Raw genomic sequence first — 14281 nt, forward strand, 5'->3', positions numbered from 1 at the left:
CGGCTCACGCCTGCGGCGGGGCCCAGTCGGGCGGGGCGAGCTGGAAGCCGGAGAACAGGAAGGCCGGGGCCACGGTGCAGCCCACCAGCGTCCAGGCGCCCAGCGTCTCCGCCGACTGCCAGACGAAGGGCGGCACCACGCCCTGCGGCTCCTGGCCGGCGCCGAGGTCGGTGCCGAGCGTCAGCGTGCGGGCCGGCTCGCCTTCCGGCGCGATGCGCAGGGCCAGCGGCGCGCCGGCGTAATGGTGCCAGGTCTCGCTGGCGTCCACCCGGTGCCAGTGCGAGCATTCACCGGCCTGGAGCAGGAAATAGATCGCGGTGGAAGCCGCGCGGGTGCCCTCGGGGGCCATGTCGCGGAAGGTCTCGCGATAATGCCCGCCCTCGGGATGGGGCAGGAGATCGAGCCGCGCGATCACCTGCGCGGCGGAGAGGGTGGAGAGATCAGCCATCGCAATGCACTCTTGAACGGGTGTGGCCCGGAACGCGACGGCTCCGGACCGCCCCGGTTATGACCGGCGCCGCCTTAAGAAGACATGGCCAGCCTCCGAAAAGATGGCTAGCCCTTGAAAAAGTTGCCCCTTGAAGACGTCACCCCTTGAAGACGTTCTTGCGGGCGCGCAGCTCGGTGAAGACGGCGGCGGGGTCCGCCCCGGCGAGGCCCATGCGCTCGGCCATGTCCGGATCGTCCGCCCGCAGGAAGGGATTGGTCAGGCGCTCGTCGCCGAGCAGCGCGGGAATGGTCGGCTTGCCCTCCCGCCGCGCGCTCTCCGCATCGGCGACGCGGGCGCGCAGGGCGCCGTTGTCGGGATCGACGCTCAGCGCGAAATGGCCGTTGGCGACGGTGTATTCGTGCCCGCAGTAAAGCGCGTAGTCGTCCGGCAGGGTGCGCAGGCGCTGGAGCGAATGCCACAGTACCGGCGGATCGCACTCGATGGGCCGGCCGCAGCCGAGCACGAACAGCGTGTCGCCGGCGAACAGCAGGCGCTCCTCGGCGAACACATAGACCACGTGCCCGGCGGTGTGGCCCGGCGTCTCCATGACGCGGCCGATGAGCGAGCCCACCGCCACCGGGTCGCCGTCCACCACCTGGACATCGATGCCGGGGATGCCGGCGGCCTCGGCCTTCGGCCCCACGACGATCGCGCCGTACTGCGCTTTGAGCGCCAGCACGCCGTCCACATGGTCGCTATGGTGGTGGGTGACGAGGATGTGGGTGAGGTCCCACCCCTCCAGCTCCAGCGCGTCCATCACCGGGCCGGGCTCGGGCACGTCCACCACGGCGGTGGCCTCGGTGAGCGGATCGTGCAGCAGCACCGCGTAATTGTCGCTCAGGCACGGAATGACGCGGATATCCAGCGGCATGGAACGATCCTCCTGGGGCGGGCAGGCTGGGGCGGCAGGTCACATTGAGTAGCACGCCCGCGTCCGCAAACCATCCCGCTTCGCGTCGCATCCGGGTGCGGCGGATGCATGGCTTCCGCTCGATCCGGCCGGCTCTGCTATAAGGGAGGCGAGGAGAGCGAGATGTTCCTGGACGTGGTGGATCTGCGCAGCTTTTACGCCCAGCCGCTCGGCGTGGTGACGCGCCGCCTGATCGGCCGGGCGGTGCGGGCGCGCTTCGACGACGTGCGCGGCCTCTCGGTTCTCGGGCTCGGCTATGCCACGCCCTATCTCGGCGTGTTCCGCGAGGAGGCGGAGCGCTGCATCGCCGTCATGCCCGCCGCCCAGGGCGTGGTGCGCTGGCCCTCCGCCGCGCCGACGCTGGCCGCCTTGTCCGACGAGATGGAACTGCCCCTGCCCAATTCCTCCATGGACCGGGTCGTGGCGGTGCACCTGCTGGAGATGACGCCGGACGCCGCCGGGGTGCTGCGCGAGGTGTGGCGGGTGCTGGCGCCGGGCGGGCGGCTGCTGGCCATCGTGCCGAACCGGCGCAGCGTGTGGTCGCGCTTCGACACCACGCCGTTCGGCAACGGCTCGCCCTTCTCGCGCGGGCAGGTGGTGCGGCTTTTGCGCGAGGCGCTGTTCACGCCGGTGGGCTGGGGCGAGGCGCTCTATGTGCCGCCGATCTCCAGCAAATGGCTGCTGCGCACGGCGATCCCGTGGGAGCGGGTGGGCGGGCGCCTGTCGCTGCCGTTCGCCGGGGTGCATGTGGTGGAGGCCACCAAGCAGCTCTACCGCCCGGCGCCCTTGCGGCGCGCCCGCCTCGTCGCGCCGTCGCTGGAACCCGGCTTCGTGCCGGCGCTGCCGACGGGGTGAATGGCAGGGCGGGCACGGTTCAAACAAAAAGGGCGCTCAAAAGAGCGCCCTTCAATGAGTAAGCCGAGGATTCGTCCGCCGAAGCAACTGCCAATCTAGTCTCGACTTTTCAGCTACAATAATAGCTGGATGGGGGGAAACGGTCAATGGCGTTCGGTTCCGACGACGTCGCATCGCTGGCGCTTATGCTGTCTGCCGAGCGTCTCGGAGCATTGAACAAACTCACCGGATCGGCACAAACGAGTATTGAGTTGCACCAGCAGACGCTTCGCCTGAGCGCGTCGCTCATGGTCGTGATCGCCACGATCGAGATCGCTCTACGGAACGCGGTCTGCGAAAACTTGGCGCAACATTTCGGCGTGGCCGATTGGCTGCAACGGCCTCCGCTGCCGTTCACTTGGCGCACGCCCGAGAAGCAGAAGATCTCTGCGGCACACGACAGTGCAAAACGCGCCATGTATGCGAAACTCTCGCAGCGGGACAAGGCTTCGCTTGACGTCGGTATTCAGCAAACCGGCCACTCTCGCAGCCTCTCACATGTGGAACGGGTGAAAGCCAGACGAAAGCATATTCAAGTTTCGGAAGGCCAAGTCGTTGCGGAGCTTACGCTGTTCTTCTGGAAGCGGCTTTACGGCCCCGAATACGATCATTGGCTTTGGAAGCCGACCTTGAAGCGAACGTTTCCCCATCGAACGATCACTCGGGCGAAAGTCGCGGGTGAGCTTGAAAAGATATATCAAGCCCGAAACCGCATCGCCCACCATGAGCCCGTTCTACATCGGCGATTTTATGAAACATTGTCAGCCGTCGAATTCGTCGTTCAGAATATGATGGTTGCCGAGCCCAATGTATCGACGCCTCTGGCGCGCCTCCTGTCTGATGACGTCAGGGGCGTGATGTTGGAAGCGGAGCATCTACACGCGCGGCTCGATGCGTTTCGTCTCAGCGCGGTTTGAGGGCGGATTTGCAATGCACGCCGCGCCTCACTTCCGCGACAGCAGGAACACCGCCTGTTCGCCGAGCAGGTTCCACACCCACCAGGGCATGTTCACCCACACCCGGTGACCGGAGGACTCCAACGCCACGGCGACGCCGCGAGGGTCTTCACGAGCGGGGTCGTCAAGCGTACCGTCCAAATGCTGGGGGCCTGTTTCTCCGGCCGGATCTAAAGACCCAGATGCGCTTTCAGCCGCGCGGCGACCGCGGCCCAAATCTCCGCCGATGCGCATCCCTGCCGGTCTGCGTGGGCCGCTTCGATGGTGGCGATCTTGGCCGGGCGGATGACGGACGGTGCCGGCAATCCGGCCTCGGCATAGCCGGCGCCCAGCGGCACGTCGCCCGGCCAGGCCCGGTTCGCGGCGCTGGTGATCATGACCACCCACGGCAGGCTGCGGTCCTCACCCACCGCGCCGGACGAGACGATCAATGCGGGGCCGATGCTGGCGGGTGCCGCGGCCAGTGTCGGGAAACGGTACCGGACCACATCACACTGGGCGAAATCAGAGGTCGCCATAGGCTTTCCGGTCGGCGGCGTTCATCCCTTCGCCAAAGGCATCGGACGTCCGTAACCCCGAGACAAGGTATTCGAACGCCTCCACCGCCTTCTCCAGAACTGTGTGCGGATCGTCGGCTGCGGCGATCCAGAGCGCGGCGTTGAGCGCCGCGCCATTGACCAGCCGGGCCGCCGCTTCCGCATCCACGGGCTGAATCGTGCCATCGTCTATGAGGGCCTGAACCGTTTCGGTGGTCCGGCGCAGGCAGGCGGTCTGGTTCGGCCATTGCGAGGGATCGCCCAGAACCGCCGGGCCATCTAGCAGCATGATGCGCTGGATCTCCGGCTCCAGCGACATCTCGATATAAGCCACCCCTTCGGCCACAAAGGCGAGCCACGGGGTCTCCGCGCGCTGCTGCGCGGCCTGCATGCGGGCCAGCATCTCTGCATCCATCTGGTCGATGACCGCCTGCAACAGGCCCTTCTTGTCACCGAAATTGTGATAGAGCGCGCCCCGCGTCAGCCCGGCCTCGGCGGTGAGATCGTCCATGGAGGCGGCCGCATAGCCCTTCTCGGCGAACGCCTTTCGGGCAGCCCGAATGAGCTTGGCCCGCGTCTCCTCCATCATGCGCGCGCGCTTGCCGGCAGCCATCGCCGTGTCTCCAAAATTAACATACGCCACGTATGTAAACTTGACATACGCCCTGTATGTCTCATATGTGTTCGCATACGAGGCGTATTTCAACTCTTATCCTGCGCCCCATCGCCGGATGACCCCATCCGCCCGACCCTGGACGCCCCCTTGGAGCGCGATCCGATCAGCGTGCAACGCAAGCCGGTCGGCGCGTGCTCTGGGGGCGGACGCTCCGCCATGTCCGGAGAGGACCACAAATGACCAAGCGCGACGCGATCTTTCCCGCCGGCCGGCAGGCCCTCTATGAGATCAATAGCTATTCGGCGGCCATCCGTTCAGGCGATCTCCTGTTCGTCTCCGGGCAAGTCGGCAGCCGCGAGGACGGCTCGCCGGAGCCGGCGTTCGACAAGCAGGTCCAGCTTGCTTTCGACAATCTCGCCGCCGTACTCAAGGCCGCCGGCTGCACGTTCGACGACATCGTGGACGTGACCAGCTTCCACACTGATCCGGCGAACCAGTTCGACACGGTCAATGCCGTGCGCACGCGGATCTTCCCTGCGGCGCCCTATCCGAACTGGACGGCGGTGGGCGTGAACTGGCTGGCCGGCTTCGATTTCGAGATCAAGGTCATCGCCCGACTGCCGCAGGCGGCCTGAGCGCCTGATGCGAGGCGGCCGGCACGCCGCGCCTCATTTCCGCGACAGCAGGAAGACCGCCTGCTCGCCGAGCAGGTTCCACACCCACCAGGGCATGTTCACCCGCACCCGGTGGCCGGAGGAATCCAGCGCCACGGCGCGCTCCATGCGCGCGTCAACCGTCTCCACCAGGGCCACGAAGTCGCGGATGGTGCAGAAGTGGATGTTGGGCGTCTCGTACCAGGCATAGGGCATGTTGTCGGTCACCGGCATGCGGCCGTCGATCAAGAGGTCGATCCGCGAGCGCCAATGGCCGAAGTTCGGGAACGACACCACCGCGTGGCGGCCGATGCGCAGCATCTGCTCCAGCACCCAGCGCGGGCGGCGGGTGGCCTGGAGGGTCTGCGACAGGATCACATAGTCGAAGCTGTCGTCGGGATAGTGTGCGAGATCCACGTCCGCGTCGCCCTGCACGATGGCGAGCCCGCGCGCGACGCCGGCATTCACCCCCTCGCGCGACAGCTCGATGCCGCGGGCGTCGCAGCCGCGCGTGGTGGCCAGCAGGTCCAGCAGATCGCCATCGCCCGAGCCCACGTCGAGCACGCGCGAGCCGGGCGCCACCATCTCCGCCACCACCACGAGATCGACGCGCCCGCCCTGCGAGCGCACCGCGCTTTCATCCAGCGTCCGGTCCCGGTGCACCATGTCAGCGCGGCCTCGCCGGCGGCAGGCCGAGGGCACGCGCGGCGCTGTCCAGGAAGCCGCGGGCGATGTCGAACAGCACCGGCTCCTCCAGCAGGAAGGCGTCGTGGCCCTTGTCGCTCTCGATCTCCGCATAGGAGACGCTGGCGCCCGACGCGTTGAGCGCATGCACGATGGCGCGGGAATCGGCGCTGGTGAACAGCCAGTCGGAGGTGAAGGAGGCGACGCAGAAGCGCGTCTTCGAGGCCCGGAAGGCGTTGGCCAGCACGCCGTCATAGTCCGCCGCCAGGTCGAAATAATCCATGGCGCGGGTAACATAGAGGTAGGAATTGGCGTCGAAGCGCTGCACGAAGCTCTCGCCCTGGTGGCGCAGGTAGCTCTCCACCTGGAAGTCGGCGTCGAAGCCGAAGGTGGGCAGCACGCGGTCCTGGAGCCGCCGCCCGAACTTCCGGTGCAGGCCCTGGTCGGACATGTAGGTGATGTGCGCCGCCATGCGCGCCACGGCGAGGCCGCGATGCGGGGCGAGGCCCTGCGCCAGATAGGCGCCGCCGCACCAGTCCGGATCGGCCATCACCGCCTGCCGGCCGACCTCGTGGAAGGCGATGTTCTGGGCCGAATGGCGCGCGGCGGTGGCGATGGGCAGGGCGCAGAACACCCGCTCGGGATAGCTCGCCGCCCATTGCAGCACCTGCATGCCGCCCATGGAGCCGCCGGCGACGCAGAACAGGCGCTCGATGCCCAGGTGGTCGAGCAGCATGGCCTGCGCGTTCACCATGTCGCGGATGGTGACCACCGGCATCTCCAGCCCGTAGGGATGGCCGGTGGCGGGATTGGTGGAGGAGGGCCCGGTGGTGCCCATGCAGCCGCCGAGCACGTTGGCGCAAATGACGAAGAAGCGCTCGGTATCGACCGGCTTGCCCGGCCCCACCAGCGTCTCCCACCAGCCCGGCTTGCCGGTGACGGGATTGACGTTGGCCACGTGCTGGTCGCCGGTCAAGGCATGGCAGACCAGGATGGCGTTGGTGCGGTCCGCATTGGGCTCGCCATAGGTCTGGTAGGCGATCTGGAGACCGCGCAGGTCTACGCCGGCGTCGAGGCGCAGCGGCTTGTCGAGGCCGAAGCGCACCACCGGGGAATGCGGCTCGTCCGCCTCCCGGCGGGCCTTCACGTCATCCGCCGTCAGGCGTCCCGCCTCGATCTGCACCGTCTCTCCCATGGCGCAACCAAGCGACGGCGCCCCGCCGGTGTCAAGCAGTGCCGCATCCGGAATGGGACGGATGCGGCGGCAGCCTTAACGGCCCCGCTCAGCGGCCCAACTCAACGCCCCTGGCAGAGCGGGTCGATCTCCGGGCAGCCCAGCGCGTTGCGGTTGGTGCGGGGATCGGGCACCCGCCGCGTGGCGGGGGCGATGGAGCCCGTGGTGTCCGGGTCCGGCGCCATGGCGGCGTCGTCCGGCGAGGACCTCGGCACCGGCACCCGCACGCCGTTGGAATAGGTGCGCACGGCGGCGCCCGCCGGGCTGGTCTCCATGACGCCGCTTGCGCCGGCGCTTCCGGTGGATTGCGCCTGCGCCGGGGCGAGGAGCCCCGCGCCGCCGAGCGCGCCGGCGACGAGGCCGACCAACAGGATCGATGACTGCCGCATGGCGCCCTCCCGCTTGTGGCGTGCCTGCCACTGTGGCGGAAACCCGGCGGCGGCAGCGGCGGTTCCTCGCGGCGGGCGGTTTTGGCGAACGAAGCGGGATCCGGCCGGCGCATCCGATTCGGACACCGGCCGTTCCCGGCCCGTTCGCGGGCGGCCGGGCCGGTGTCCCGCATCGGGACGGCTGGGGGGGAATGGGCGGGCGGGAACGGGTGGGTCGGGGAACGAAGCGGGATTGCGGGGGCCGGGGCGATTCGGGCCACCTTTGTTCCGCCCATGTTCCGCGGTCCACTGGACGGGCCGCCCTTCCGTCCCGATATAGTCCCGCAACAGTCCAGAGCCCTCCCCGCCGGATCGCCCGCCCGAATGGATGACGTCTCCAAGCTCGCCGTGCTGCCGCCGTCCATCCGGGCGCGGGGGGTGACGGCCGTGCTCGGCCCCACCAACACCGGCAAGACCCACCTGGCCATCGAGCGCATGCTCGGCCATGAGAGCGGGCTGATCGGCCTGCCGCTGCGCCTGCTGGCGCGGGAGGTCTACCAGCGGGTGGTGGAGCGGGTGGGCGCCGCCCAGGTGGCGCTGATCACCGGCGAGGAGAAGATCAAGCCGAAGAACCCGCGCTACTGGGTGGCGACGGTGGAGGCCATGCCGCGCGACGTGGACGTGGCCTTCGTCGCCATCGACGAGGTGCAGCTGGCCACCGACCTCGACCGCGGCCACGTCTTCACCAACCGCCTGCTGAACCGGCGCGGCCGCTTCGAGACCATGCTGCTGGGCTCGGCCACCATGCGGCCGCTGCTGCAGAAGCTGCTGCCCGGCGTGACCATGGTGGAGCGCCCGCGCCTCTCCACCTTGATGTTCGCGGGCGAGAAGAAGATTTCCCGCCTGCCGCGCCGCTCGGCCATCGTCGCCTTCTCGGCCGAGGAGGTCTACGCCATCGCCGAGTTCATCCGCCGCCAGCACGGCGGGGCGGCGGTGGTGATGGGTGCGCTGTCTCCGCGCACCCGCAACGCCCAGGTGGAGCTCTACCAGAACGGCGACGTGGACTATCTCATCGCCACCGACGCCATCGGCATGGGCCTCAATCTGGACGTGGACCATGTGGCCTTCGCCTCCGACCGCAAGTTCGACGGCTGGCAGTTCCGCCGCCTGAACCCCTCCGAGATGGCGCAGATCGCCGGGCGCGCCGGCCGGGCCATGCGCGACGGCACCTTCGGCACCACGGGGCGCTGCCCGCCGTTCGACCAGGAACTGGTGGAGCGGCTGGAGGGTCACGTCTTCGATACGGCGCGGGTGTTGCAGTGGCGCAACGCCGTGCCGGGTTTCCGTAGCGTCAAGGCGCTGCTGGACAGCCTGGCGCGGCCGCCGCGCGAGGAGGGGCTGACCCGCGCGCCCACCGGCGACGACGTGCAAGTGCTGGAGATCATGAGCCGCGAGGCCGATGTGGCGAGCCGCGCCACCAGCCCCGCCGTGGTCGAGCGGCTGTGGGATGTGTGCCAGGTCCCCGATTATCGCAAAGTTTCCCCAGGTGCGCATGCGGAGCTTGTTTCCACGCTTTTTCAGCATGTCGGGACGGGTGGTCGCATCCCCGACGAGTGGTTCGCGCGTCAAATCGCCTTGACCGATCGCGCGGAAGGAGACATCGACACGCTGTCGAGCCGGATCGCGCAGGTGCGGACACTCACCTTCGTGGCCAACCGGCCTGATTGGCTAAGGGACCCGGAGCACTGGCAAGGCGTCACAAGAGGGGTCGAGGACAAGCTGTCCGACGCGCTTCACGAGCGATTGGCTCAACGTTTCGTGGACCGGCGAACCAGCATGCTCATGCGGCGCCTGCGAGAGAACACGATGCTCGAAACTGAGATCAGCAAGACCGGCGATGTTACCGTGGAAGGCCATGTGATCGGCCACCTCCAGGGATTCCAGTTCGCACCAGACCCGACCGCCGGCGGGGAAGAGGCCAAGGCGCTGCGCGCCGCCGCCCAGAAGGCGCTGGCGGGGGAGATCGAAACCCGCGCCAACCGCCTGTCCCAGGCGGTGGACGAGGCCTTCGTGCTCACCCATGACGGTACCATCCGCTGGACTGGCGAGGCCGTGGCCAAGCTGATCCCCGGCGACGAGGTGCTGAAGCCCCGCTTCAAGATCATCGCCGACGAGCATCTGACCGGCCCGGCCCGCGACCAGGTGGAAGCCCGCCTGACGCTGTGGGTGAAGGCGCATATCGACAAGCTGCTGGGCGCGCTGATCAAGCTGGCCGAGGCGGAGGACGTCACCGGCATCGGCCGCGGCATCGCCTTCCAGATCGTCGAATCGCTCGGCGTGCTGGAGCGCACCAAGGTGGCCGAGGAGATGAAGACCCTCGACCAGACCGCGCGCGCCACGCTGCGCGGCTACGGCGTGCGCTTCGGCGCCCACCACATCTATTTGCCCGGCCTGCTGAAGCCGGCGCCGCGCACCCTGGCGGCGGAGCTCTATGCGCTGAAGCACGGCGGCCTCCAGCAGAAGGGCCTGGACGAACTGCCGCACCTGGCGGCCAGCGGGCGCACCTCCATTCCGGTGGACCACGACATCCAGAAGGGCCTCTACCGGGCCGTCGGCTTCCGCGTGTGCGGCGAGCGGGCGGTGCGCGTGGACATCCTGGAGCGCCTCGCGGACCTCATCCGCCCGGCGCTGGCGTGGCGCCCCAACTCGCCCGGCCCCAAGCCGCCGGGCGCGGTGGACGGGCGCGGCTTCACGGTGACGGTCGGCATGACCTCGCTGGCCGGCTGCTCGGGCGAGGATTTCGCCTCCATCCTGAAATCGCTGGGCTACCGCATGGAGCGCCGCGCGGCGCCGCCGCCGGAGGCCGAGATCGCCCCGCTGTCCGAGGTGGTCGCCCCGGCGGAAGCCGCCGCCGAGCCGCAGGCCCTCGCCCCGGCGCCGGAAGGCGCCATCGAGGCCGACCTGCTGTTCGAGGTGGGCGAAGTGAGCCCGCAGGAGGCCCCCGAGGCCGAGGCTCCCGAGGCTGAGACGGTCGAAGCGGAAGCGGTGGACGCCGCCCCCGAGGTTGAGGCGCCCGAGGTTGAGACGCCCGAGGCCGAGGCGCAGCCCGAGGCCGCCGAGGACCTGCCGGACGCGCCGGTCGAGGAGGTGGCGGAAGCCGCCGCGGCCGAAGCTGCCGGCGAGAGCGCCGATCCCACCGCCGCCGAGAGTGCGGCCGAGGTCGGCGCCGTCGAGGCGCCTGCCCTTGGCGACGCCACGCCGGCGGAAGCCGAGGCCGCTGCCGCCGAGGCCGGGCCGGAGGAGGCCGCCCTCATCGAGGTGTGGCGTCCGGGCCGTCCGCCGGGCGCGCCGCGCCGCGAGGCCGCACCGGGTCACAAGCGCGACAACCGCAACGACAATCGGGGTGACGCGCGCGGCGAGCGCCGCGACGGCCGTCCCGGCCAGCAGCGCCGTGGCGCGCCGGGCCAGGGTGGCCGCCCGGAAGGCGCGCCGCAGGGCGAGCGTCCGGCCGGCGAGGCCCAGGGTGAGCGTCACGGCGAACGTCATGGGGAACGCCAGGGCGAGCGTCACGGTGAGCGCACGGGCCCGCGCCCGCCGCGCAACGACCGGCCGTTCCGCGGCCCGCCGCGCGAGGGCGAGGCGCCGCGCGGCCCGCGTCCCGAGCGCACCGAGCGTCCGCCGCAGCACCAGGAGCGCCGCCGCGAGAAGCAGGCGGACCCGGACAGCCCGTTCGCCGCCCTCGCCGCGCTGAAGGCGCGGCTGGAGGCGGAGAAGAAGGGCCAGTGAGCGCCCGCCGGGCGATGATCGGCCGTGCCCGCTGACGAGGACCGTCAGCGGGGCGATCGCCAGCGGCTCGACCGCTGGCTGTGGCACGCGCGGGTGGTGCGCACCCGCGCCGCCGCCGCGGATCTGGTCCGCTCCGGCCATGTGCGGCTCGACGGCGCCCGCGTCACCGGCGCCGCCCATGCGGTGCGCGTCGGCCAGGTGCTGACAGTTTCGCTCAATGCCGGTGTGCGCATCCTGCGGGTGCGCGGCTTTGCGGAGCGGCGCGGAGATGCTACGTCAGTCTCCGAGCTTTTGGATGATATCACAGATGATGTCGGTAAATAACGTGCGCCCGGTCCCGGCTTCGCTTGCGTTCGCGGGGCACGTGGGCTAGTCCGGCGCGCGAAAGGGACTTTCCATGACTTATGTCGTCACCGAGAACTGCATCCGCTGCAAGTATATGGATTGCGTCTCCGTGTGCCCCGTGGACTGCTTCTACGAGGGCGAGAACATGCTCGTCATCCATCCCGACGAATGCATCGATTGCGGCGTGTGCGAGCCGGAGTGCCCGGCCGAGGCGATCAAGCCGGACACCGAGCCGGGCCTGGAGAAATGGCTGTCGCTGAATGCCGACTACGCCAAGGCTTGGCCGAACATCACCTTGAAGCGCGACGCCCCGCCCGACGCCAAGGAATGGGATGGCAAGCCTGGCAAGGAAGAGCTGTTCTCCCCCGAGCCCGGCCAGGGCGACTGACTTAGAAACCAGCCCGGTCAGGGCGACTGGCTAGGAATTTGGCCCGGCGCAGGCGCCTGATCCCGGCCCTCCCGCAGACGTGACCGGCACCCGGCCCGGATGGCTTCCCATCCGGGCCGTTTGCGCGTGCGGGCTCAGAGGCCGTCCAGCACCAGCTTGCCGATGGTGCGGCCGCTCTCCACCCGGCCGTGGGCCTCGGCGAGGCTCGCCGCCGACAGCGCGCCCAGATGGCCGTTGGCGGTGGTCTTCAGCACGCCCGCGTCCACCAGGGCCGACACCTCGTCCAGCAGGCGGCGCTGCTCGGCCATGTCCGGCGTGCCGAAGCGCGGGCGGGCGAACATCATCTCCCAGTGCACCGACAGCGCCTTGGGCTTGAACGGGGCGATGTCCAGCACCTTGGGGTCGTCGATCACCCCCATGCGGCCCTGCGGCTTCAGCGCGCGCACGAGGGCCGGCAGGTGGCCTTCGGTGCCGGCGAGGCTCGCCACATAGTCCACCTCCGGAATGCCCAGCGCCTTCAGGCCCTCGTCCAGCGGCTGGCGGTGGTCGATCACATGGTGCGCGCCATGGGCCAGCGACCAGTCGATGGTCTCCGGCCGCGAGGCGGTGGCGATGACGGTGAGCCCGGTCAGCCGCCGCGCCAGCTGGGTGAGGATGGAGCCGACGCCGCCGGCGCCGTTGACCACCAGGATCGCCCCGCCGCCGGTCTTGCGGCCGTAGGGCACCTGGAGGCGGTCGAACAGCAGTTCCCAGGCGGTGATGGCGGTGAGCGGCAGAGCGGCGGCATCGGCGAAGCCGAGCGTCGCCGGCTTGCGGCCGACGATGCGCTCGTCCACCGCCTGGAGCTCCGCATTGCTGCCCGGCCGGTCGATGGCGCCGGCATAATAGACCGCGTCGCCCACCGCGTAGCCGGTGACCTCGGGCCCCACAGCCTCGACGATGCCGGCGGCATCGAAGCCGAGGATGCGGGTCTGCCCCTCCGCCGGGGCGGCGCCGGCGCGCTGCTTCACATCCACCGGATTCACCGAAACCGCCTTCACGCGCACCACGAGGTCGCGCGGGCGGGGCGTGGGGGCCGGGGCCTCGAACGCCACCAGCGGGCCGTGCGCGCTCAGCGGGCCGGGGGCCGCATAGCCGATCGCCTTCATCTCTCGTCTCTCCTGTTGCCGGCGGCCTGTGCCGCGTCGGAGGCGACCTTCCGCCCTTGCCGTCAAAACGGGAAACGAATAGTTCTAATCTCATCCAGTCGGAGGACTAATGGATGCGTCTCGATCTCGACATCGACCTGCTGCGCGCCTTCGTGGCGGTGGCGGAGACTGGCAGCTTCACCGCCGCCGCCGAGGGCGTCGGCCGCACCCAGTCGGCGGTGAGCCAGAAGATCCTGCGCCTGGAGGACCTGCTCGGCGTCCGCGTGTTCGCGCGCACCAGCCGCTCCCTGGCGCTGACCGCCGACGGCCATCGTCTGCTGCCCGCCGCGCGGCGCCTGCTGGAATTGAATGACGAGACGGTGCGGCTGTTCCGCGCCCCGCGCGTGGAAGGCACCATCCGGCTCGGCGTGGCGGACGATTTCATTCCCCACCAGTTGCCCGGCCTGCTGGCCCGCTTCGGCCGGCAGAATCCCGGCATCCATATCGCCCTGACCACCGGCATGAGCTGCGACCTCGTGACCGCGCGGGCGGAGGGCCGGCTCGACCTCGCCATCGTCCAGCGCGGCAAGGCGGAGGGCCGGGGCCGGGTGCTGTGGCGCGAGCCCATGGTGTGGATCAGCCCCGAGGGCTTCGCGGCCGATCCTACGCGCCCCATCCCGCTGGTGGTGCTGCCGCCGCCCTGCTCCTATCGCGGCATCGCCGAGGGCGCGCTGGCTGGAGTGGGCTGGACCGGGGCGGTGACCTGCACCGCCAGCAGCCTCATGGGCATCCAGGCGGCGGTGCGCGGCGGGCTCGGCGTCACCGTGCTCGGCCGCTCGTTCGCGGCGGCGGGGCTCGGCGTGCTCACGCCGGCGGACGGCTGGCCGGAGCTGCCGGAGATCGAGATCGTGCTGCTGGGCGAGGACAGCGCGCCGCCGGAACTGGCCGAGCCGCTGATCGCCTTCCTCGGCGAGACCCTGGCCGCGCCGCGCCTGCGTTTCGTGGCCTAGGTAGTGTGGACTCTTGGGGTTCCCGGGCTGAATGATCTGTGATTCAAAGCTGCCTTTGATGAGGCAGCGATGGGTGTTCTTGATCGACTGGTGCTTGGGGATGAGCAGTGGGCGCGGATAGCGCCGCACATCATCGGCGACGAGCGGACGCGCGGCTCTTCGGGCCGGGACAATCGTATGTTCATCGAGGCGGTGCTGTGGATCGTGCGCACCGGCTCGCCTTGGCGCGATCTGCCGGAGCTGTTTGGAGAATGGAACACCGTCTTCCGTCGCTTCAGCCGCTG

At 69.6% G+C, this 14281-nt stretch carries 16 protein-coding genes; 8 read left to right on the top strand and 8 right to left on the bottom strand.

What is annotated here, in order from left to right; genetic code table 11:
* Positions 1 to 4: 4 nt before the first annotated feature.
* Together YU1_RS0122285 and gloB are read right to left on the bottom strand one after the other, a co-directional pair.
* Positions 5 to 448 carry a cupin domain-containing protein gene (locus YU1_RS0122285; protein ID WP_029005967.1) on the bottom strand — a complete coding sequence of 148 codons (444 nt, stop codon included), beginning with the start codon at positions 446 to 448 and terminating at the stop codon, positions 5 to 7.
* 139 nt (positions 449 to 587) lie between these two features.
* Positions 588 to 1361 (bottom strand): hydroxyacylglutathione hydrolase, encoded by a 774-nt coding sequence (gene gloB / locus YU1_RS0122290; protein ID WP_029005968.1) that lies wholly within the window; start codon positions 1359 to 1361, stop codon positions 588 to 590.
* 162 nt (positions 1362 to 1523) lie between these two features.
* On the opposite strand from gloB, the gene YU1_RS0122295 reads away from it, so the two are divergent.
* Positions 1524 to 2255: a class I SAM-dependent methyltransferase gene (locus YU1_RS0122295; RefSeq protein ID WP_029005969.1), complete on the top strand. Its 732-nt coding sequence runs from the start codon at positions 1524 to 1526 to the stop codon at positions 2253 to 2255.
* Positions 2256 to 2401: 146 nt separating this feature from the next.
* The gene (locus YU1_RS0122300) at positions 2402 to 3211 is read left to right on the top strand and encodes a hypothetical protein (RefSeq protein ID WP_029005970.1); all 810 of its coding nucleotides are present in this window, start codon (positions 2402 to 2404) and stop codon (positions 3209 to 3211) included.
* 209 nt (positions 3212 to 3420) lie between these two features.
* Here YU1_RS0122300 and YU1_RS30730 read toward each other — a convergent pair whose 3' ends face one another.
* Both YU1_RS30730 and YU1_RS30735 read right to left on the bottom strand, forming a co-directional pair.
* A complete protein-coding gene (locus YU1_RS30730) occupies positions 3421 to 3768 on the bottom strand; it encodes a type II toxin-antitoxin system PemK/MazF family toxin (RefSeq protein WP_051357193.1) in 348 nt (115 codons plus the stop codon).
* Positions 3755 to 4399, bottom strand: a complete 645-nt coding sequence (locus YU1_RS30735; RefSeq protein ID WP_051357196.1) for a TetR/AcrR family transcriptional regulator — start codon at positions 4397 to 4399, stop codon at positions 3755 to 3757. The genes YU1_RS30730 and YU1_RS30735 overlap by 14 nt, the downstream gene beginning before the upstream one ends.
* A gap of 239 nt (positions 4400 to 4638) precedes the next feature.
* Here YU1_RS30735 and YU1_RS0122320 point away from each other — a divergent pair, with 239 nt between their 5' ends.
* The gene (locus YU1_RS0122320; protein ID WP_029005971.1) at positions 4639 to 5037 is read left to right on the top strand and encodes a RidA family protein; all 399 of its coding nucleotides are present in this window, start codon (positions 4639 to 4641) and stop codon (positions 5035 to 5037) included.
* Positions 5038 to 5070: 33 nt separating this feature from the next.
* Here YU1_RS0122320 and metW read toward each other — a convergent pair whose 3' ends face one another.
* The 3 genes from metW to YU1_RS0122335 all read right to left on the bottom strand — a co-directional run bounded on the left by metW (position 5071) and on the right by YU1_RS0122335 (position 7362).
* Positions 5071 to 5721: a methionine biosynthesis protein MetW gene (gene metW, locus YU1_RS0122325; protein ID WP_029005972.1), complete on the bottom strand. Its 651-nt coding sequence runs from the start codon at positions 5719 to 5721 to the stop codon at positions 5071 to 5073.
* 1 nt (position 5722) lies between these two features.
* Positions 5723 to 6934 (bottom strand): homoserine O-acetyltransferase MetX, encoded by a 1212-nt coding sequence (gene metX, locus YU1_RS0122330; protein WP_084540050.1) that lies wholly within the window; start codon positions 6932 to 6934, stop codon positions 5723 to 5725.
* Positions 6935 to 7035: 101 nt separating this feature from the next.
* Entirely contained in the window at positions 7036 to 7362 is a 327-nt protein-coding gene (locus tag YU1_RS0122335; RefSeq protein WP_029005974.1) for a hypothetical protein, read from the bottom strand.
* Positions 7363 to 7725: 363 nt separating this feature from the next.
* Here YU1_RS0122335 and YU1_RS0122340 point away from each other — a divergent pair, with 363 nt between their 5' ends.
* The 3 genes from YU1_RS0122340 (at position 7726) to fdxA (ending at position 11860) form a co-directional block, all read left to right on the top strand.
* The gene (locus tag YU1_RS0122340) at positions 7726 to 11127 is read left to right on the top strand and encodes a helicase-related protein (protein WP_029005975.1); all 3402 of its coding nucleotides are present in this window, start codon (positions 7726 to 7728) and stop codon (positions 11125 to 11127) included.
* Between the two features lie 24 nt (positions 11128 to 11151).
* Positions 11152 to 11451 (top strand): RNA-binding S4 domain-containing protein, encoded by a 300-nt coding sequence (locus YU1_RS0122345; RefSeq protein ID WP_029005976.1) that lies wholly within the window; start codon positions 11152 to 11154, stop codon positions 11449 to 11451.
* 73 nt (positions 11452 to 11524) lie between these two features.
* Positions 11525 to 11860: a ferredoxin FdxA gene (gene fdxA / locus YU1_RS0122350; protein WP_029005977.1), complete on the top strand. Its 336-nt coding sequence runs from the start codon at positions 11525 to 11527 to the stop codon at positions 11858 to 11860.
* A gap of 134 nt (positions 11861 to 11994) precedes the next feature.
* Here the strand turns inward: fdxA and YU1_RS0122355 are convergent, their stop codons facing one another.
* Positions 11995 to 13008 carry a zinc-binding alcohol dehydrogenase family protein gene (locus YU1_RS0122355; protein ID WP_029005978.1) on the bottom strand — a complete coding sequence of 338 codons (1014 nt, stop codon included), beginning with the start codon at positions 13006 to 13008 and terminating at the stop codon, positions 11995 to 11997.
* Between the two features lie 113 nt (positions 13009 to 13121).
* Here YU1_RS0122355 and YU1_RS0122360 point away from each other — a divergent pair, with 113 nt between their 5' ends.
* Positions 13122 to 13997 (top strand): LysR substrate-binding domain-containing protein, encoded by an 876-nt coding sequence (locus tag YU1_RS0122360; protein ID WP_029005979.1) that lies wholly within the window; start codon positions 13122 to 13124, stop codon positions 13995 to 13997.
* 69 nt (positions 13998 to 14066) lie between these two features.
* Positions 14067 to 14281: transposase (locus YU1_RS30740; protein ID WP_035713436.1), on the top strand; the 215-nt coding region annotated here is incomplete at its 3' end.

It is taken from the genome of Azorhizobium doebereinerae UFLA1-100, from assembly GCF_000473085.1.
GTDB lineage: Bacteria > Pseudomonadota > Alphaproteobacteria > Rhizobiales > Xanthobacteraceae > Azorhizobium > Azorhizobium doebereinerae.